The 5432-nt window shown below is 66.8% G+C and carries 5 protein-coding genes; 3 read left to right on the top strand and 2 right to left on the bottom strand.

Annotated features, from left to right (window positions below; all coding sequences use genetic code 11):
- Both ACIQ6O_RS12225 and ACIQ6O_RS12220 read left to right on the top strand, forming a co-directional pair.
- Positions 1-1454: RagB/SusD family nutrient uptake outer membrane protein (locus tag ACIQ6O_RS12225; RefSeq protein ID WP_396208069.1), on the top strand; the 1454-nt coding region annotated here is incomplete at its 5' end.
- A 5-nt stretch (positions 1455-1459) separates the two neighbouring features.
- On the top strand, positions 1460-2239 hold the full coding sequence (locus tag ACIQ6O_RS12220; protein ID WP_396208068.1) for a DUF4397 domain-containing protein: 780 nt from the start codon (positions 1460-1462) through the stop codon (positions 2237-2239).
- Between the two features lie 200 nt (positions 2240-2439).
- Here ACIQ6O_RS12220 and rocD read toward each other — a convergent pair whose 3' ends face one another.
- Both rocD and rocF read right to left on the bottom strand, forming a co-directional pair.
- Positions 2440-3687, bottom strand: coding sequence for an ornithine--oxo-acid transaminase (gene rocD / locus ACIQ6O_RS12215; protein WP_396208070.1), 1248 nt, complete (start codon positions 3685-3687; stop codon positions 2440-2442).
- 74 nt (positions 3688-3761) lie between these two features.
- Positions 3762-4694 carry an arginase gene (rocF, locus tag ACIQ6O_RS12210; RefSeq protein ID WP_396208067.1) on the bottom strand — a complete coding sequence of 311 codons (933 nt, stop codon included), beginning with the start codon at positions 4692-4694 and terminating at the stop codon, positions 3762-3764.
- A gap of 122 nt (positions 4695-4816) precedes the next feature.
- On the opposite strand from rocF, the gene ACIQ6O_RS12205 reads away from it, so the two are divergent.
- Positions 4817-5236: an Lrp/AsnC family transcriptional regulator gene (locus ACIQ6O_RS12205; RefSeq protein ID WP_396208066.1), complete on the top strand. Its 420-nt coding sequence runs from the start codon at positions 4817-4819 to the stop codon at positions 5234-5236.
- Positions 5237-5432: the final 196 nt, after the last annotated feature.

The raw sequence follows: 5432 nt of genomic DNA, 5'->3' as shown, positions 1-5432 counted from the left end.
TGCCGCCGATCCTGCATTGGGTGGCCACGTCGGAACAGTTCGATGGCCGCTTCATCGGCCGCTACACCCAGAACTGGACGCTCCCCTCGGGGGCGACGCTCGCCAGCACCTGGGACCGCATGGGGTACGACCCGAGCTCCGACAACGGCGGCCAGCTCTGGCGCGACGTGTACTGGGCCATCGGGCAGAACCTGGTGGATATGATCAGGATCGCCGAGACGGAGCAGCGCTGGGATCTGCTCGGAATCGGCCAGGCGATTCAGGCCTGGGGCTGGCTCAAGGTGACGGATGTGCACGGGGAGCTGATCATCAAGCAGGCGTTCGATCAGACCCGGTTCACCTTCGATTACGACTCGCAGGAGTTCGCCTACCAGGAAACGCTCCGCTTGCTCGACGAGGCGATCAAGAACCTGCAGCGCACCGACGGCGCCGTGAACCAGCAGTTCCTGGCCCGCTTCGATCGCGTGTACGGTGGTGATCGTGTGAAGTGGTTGCGCTTCGCGTACGGCCTCAAGGCCATGACGCTCAACCACTACAGCAACAAGGGAGGCTACCGTCCGCAGGACGTGATCGCGGCGGTCGACCTGTCGTTCGCGAGCAATGCGGATGATGCCCTGCTCGCCTACAGCGGGACGAGCGCTGACAACGCCGACGCCAACTTCTGGGGACCGCGCCGCAACAACCTCACGAACTATCGCCAGACCAACTTCATCGTGAATCTGATGAACGGGACGGCGACGGGTGGTGTGGTGGATCCGCGCATGAGCCGCATGCTCGCCCCCTCACCCGACGGCCTCTTCCGCGGGCGAGATAATCAGGTCGGGACGACGGCGTTGCCGGCGGCCCAGCAGCCCAACAACCTGTTCGGCTACGTTGGTACGGCAGGCGCCGGTCAGCCGTCGCGGTATCTGTTCGCCGATCGGACCCGGTTCCCGATCATGACGTACAGCCAGCTGCAGTTCATCAAGGCCGAAGCGGCGTTCCGGTCGGGTAACCGGGCGGTGGCCCTGCAGGCGTACACCAACGGCGTGTCGTCGCACCTCGACTTCGTGAACGCGCGCAACCTCGACGATGGTCAGGCGGTCGCGCAGATCACCGCGGCGGAACGCTCGGCGTACCTCGCGAGCCCGGCGATCATTCCGAGCACGGGCGCCCTCACGCTCACCCACATCATGACGCAGAAGTACATCGCGCAGTGGGGCTGGGGGCACGTGGAGACGTGGATGGACATGCGCCGCTTCAACTACACCGGCCTCGATCCCCAGACGGGGCAGCAGGTGTACCCCGGGTTCGTTCTTCCGACGGTGCTCTTCCCGGACAACGACGGAAAGATCGTGCATCGCATCCGGGCGCGCTTCAACTCTGAATACGTCTGGAATCGCGCAGCGCTCGACAAGATCGGCGGGCTCGCGCTCGACTTCCATACCAAGCCGCTCTGGATCACTCAACCGTAACCGAGATGAAGCTCTCCCGCTCCCTCGCGCTGCTGCTCGGCTTCGTCGCGCTCACCGGCTGCGACAAAGACGCTGTGCAGATCAGCTCCATCACCGCGCCCATCAAGGGCGCTCGCGTGAAGTTCTTCAACTTCGGCATCAACGCCCCGCAGCTGAACTTCTACGCCGGCAACACGAAGGTTACGGCCATCTCCTCCACCACCGGCGTCGAGTCCACGGTGGGGGTGGCATACGGCGCTGTGGCCGCTGGCAACAACTACACCATGCTCCCCCCGGGGGCCACGACGTTCTCGGGGCGCATCTCGGCGACGGTGGACAACAACCTGCCGATCGCGACCATCCCCGCCACGCTCGAGGATGGGAAGGCGTATTCGGTGTATCTCACGGGGTTCTACAACACCATGACCAAGCAGGCGGATGGTTTCGTGGTGGTGGATAACTTCCCGGACACGCTCGACTACTCCCAGGCGCTCGTGCGCTTCGTGAACGCCAGCCCCAACGCGCTGGCCATGCAGCTCACGCTGCGTGAGCCGGTGGCCGGGACCGAAATCCAGGTCGGTGGTGCCGTCGCCTTCAAGGCGGCCGGCGCTTTCGTTGGGGTGCCCACGGGGTCGTATGATCTGACCACGCGCAACTCGGGTAGCACGGCCGCGGCGATCACGCGGACCGCGGTATCGTTTCTGCCGGGACGCGTGTACACGATCACGGCGCGCGGTGACATGACGCTGCCGATTACGGGGACGGCGGTGAACCGGCCGTTTCTGGATAACAGCTTGAACCGGTAACGGTAACGGCGGGACTGCTGACTGCGCTGTACCAGCAGACGGCAGACCGCAGGAACCACAGCACGCAGACCGGAGTGATTCGGTAGAACGAAACGGGGGCGACCGCTGCGCGGCGCCCCCGATTTCCTTTGCGGTAGGGATATCGGGTGCCGCGCGAAGCGCTGGCACCCGTGTTGTCGTACCGCAGTCCTCCCGTCTGCTTACTGTGGTTCCTGCCGTCTGCCGTCTGCTGTTTGTCGCAACGCGATTCCCCCCGCCGCAAACACCTCCCGCAACGCCCCCACCGCAAACGCCAGATCCTCCCGCGCTACCATCAGCGGCGGTGACAGACGGATCACCGTGCCGTGCGTCTCCTTGCACAGCACCCCGCGCTGCTGCAGCGCCTCGCAGTACGGACGCGCCGCTTCGTACAGCTCGATCGCGCACATCAGCCCACGGCCGCGGACCGACTTGATGGCCGGGTGCCGCAATGTCTGCAATTGCTGCAGTAGCCAGCGCCCCTCGTGCGCTGAGCGCTCCACGAGCTGCTCGTCACGCAGGACGCGCAGCGCCTCCCGGGCGACGGCGCACCCCAGTGGATTGCCGCCGAACGTGCTGCCGTGCGAGCCGGGGCCGAACACGCCGAGCACGTCGCGCCGCGACACCACAGCCGACACCGGATAGAAGCCGCCGCTCAGCGCCTTGCCGAGGATGTAGAGGTCCGGCGTCACCCCGTCGTGGTCGCAGGCGAACAGGGTGCCCGTGCGACCAAGCCCCGTCTGAATCTCGTCGGCGAGCATCAGGACCTGCTGGGCATCGCACAGCGCGCGCAGTTCGCGGAGGAAACCGTCGGGCGGCAGGAGCACCCCCGCCTCGCACTGAATCGGTTCGAACAGCACGGCGCAGGTGTCGGGCGTCATCGCGCGCAGAACGGCATCGATGTCACCGAACGGGACGAGCGTGAAGCCGGGCGCGAACGGGCCGAACTGCTCGCGATAGGCCGCCTCACTCGAAAAGCCCACGATGGTGGTGGTGCGGCCATGAAAGTTGTTCTCGAACGCGATGATGTGCGCGCGTCCGTCGGCGATCCCCTTGGTGCGATAGCCCCACCGGCGCGCCGCCTTGATCGCCGTTTCCACGGCCTCAGCGCCAGTATTCATGGGGAGGACCATCTCCATGTCGCACAGCTGCGCCAATTCCTCGCAGAACGCGCCCAGCTGATCGTTGCGGAACGCCCGGGAGGTGAGCGTGACGCGCGCGGCCTGTTCGGTGAGCGTACGCAGCAGCCGTGGATGACAGTGCCCCTGATTCACCGCGCTGTAGGCGCTCAGGCAGTCGAGATACCGACGCCCCTCCACGTCGGTAACCCACGCGCCCTTCGCTTCGGCGATCACCAGATCGAGCGGATGGTAATTGTGGGCGCCCCACGCGTCTTCGCGGTCGATGAAGTCGTGGGTGACCGGTGACATCGCCTCGTGGCCGGGGACCGATGCCATGTGGCGCGGAGTGATCGTGGCCGTGGTAATCATGAGCGAGCTCCGGGTCAGAGGATATGGCGCCCGAAGGCACTGGCGATGAGGTCGGCGGCGAGTTCCGCCGTAGCGTTGCGTGCGTCGAGAATCGGATTGATTTCCACGAGGTCCATCGCGAGCATGGCCCCCGTGTCGTGGATGATCTCCATGGCGAGATGCGCCTCGCGCAGTGTCGCCCCACCACGCACGGGCGTGCCCACGCCGGGGGCCTCCTGCGGATCCACCCAGTCGGCATCGCACGACACATGCACGCCGCCGGTGCCGTGGGTGGCGATGGCCACCGCATCGTCCATCACCGCGCGCAGCCCGCGCTCGTCGATGTCGCGCATGGTGAACGCGCGGATGCCGCGCTCCCGAATGCACCGCTTCTCGGCGTTGTCGAGGTCGCGCAACCCCACGTACACCAGATGCTCCGGGAGCACCGCCGGCGTCGCGCCGCAGAGCGAGGCGAGCGCGGGATCCCCCATGCCGAGCAGATGGGCCACGGGCATCCCGTGCACATTCCCGCTGAGGCTCGTGGCGGGCGTGTTGAGGTCGGCGTGCGCGTCGAGCCAGATGAGCCCGAGCCGTTGCCCGCGTTCCGCGAGCGCCGTCGCCGTGCCGGCAACGGAGCCGGCCGCCAGCGAGTGGTCTCCCCCCAGGACGAGCGGCCGGATCCCGTGCCGCACCGCATCGGCGGTCCGCTTCGCCAGGTCCCGACAGACCCGCGTGATGGCCTCGAGACGGGCGGCCGGCGTGTCCGGGAGCGAGGCGCGCTCGGGGACCACGATGTTGCCGGTATCGGTAACGGCGATCCCCAGCCGTTCCAGCTGGGCCACGAGGCTCGACAGGCGCATGGCCGACGGCCCCATGTCGACGCCGCGGCGGCTGGCGCCGAGGTCGAGGGGAACGCCGATGAGATGTACGGCGCCGCTGGCGGGGGTGGGGTGGGATGACGGTCGCATACCCACAGAGTGCGGCGTTTCCCCTGCCAGCAACAAGACAGAAACCTGCGCAATTATTCCAGAAAAGCGAGCAAAGTGCTATCCATAAATGACACTCTGCTGATCAGTACCCGAAAACCATCATGGATACGCTCGATACCCGACTGATCGCGCTTCTCCGCGAGGATGCCCGCACCCCGGTGGCGACCCTCGCGCGCCTGCTGCAGGTCTCCCGCGGGACCGTCCAGAATCGCATTGACCGCCTGCTGGAGCAGCGGGTCCTGCTGGGGTTCACCGTGCGTACCGCGCCCGAGGCGGCGTCGTACCGGATCCGCGCGATCACCATGGTGCGCACCGAGGGGGACGCCGATCAGGTGCTGCGCACGCTCCGCGGGCTCCCGGAGGTGCGGGCGCTGCACACCACCAACGGGCGGTGGGATATCGTGGCCGAACTCGCGACGGACACCCTGCAGGAGTTCGACGAGGTGCTCCGGCGCATCGGCAAGGTGAAGGGCGTGGCCAACACCGAGACCAGCCTGCTGCTATCGACGCACAAACTGTAGGTCGCGCAGCAGGCGGTCGGGCGGTCAGTTCACTTCACGCCGAGCTGCTTGCGCAGGAACGCGATGGTGCGCGGCCAGCCGTCCTTCGTGGCGGCCATGTTGGCCGCCTCTTCCGCTTCGTCACGATTGGTCGGACGCGGATCGTTCTGGGCGCGCAGGAAGCCGTGCACGGCGCCCTCGTAGTTGATGCCCGTGT

Origin of the sequence: Gemmatimonas sp. (assembly GCF_044345575.1) — a bacterium.
Taxonomy (GTDB): domain Bacteria; phylum Gemmatimonadota; class Gemmatimonadetes; order Gemmatimonadales; family Gemmatimonadaceae; genus Gemmatimonas.
Note: the sequence above shows the minus strand (reverse complement) of the source record. Positions and strands in the feature narration are given on the sequence as shown.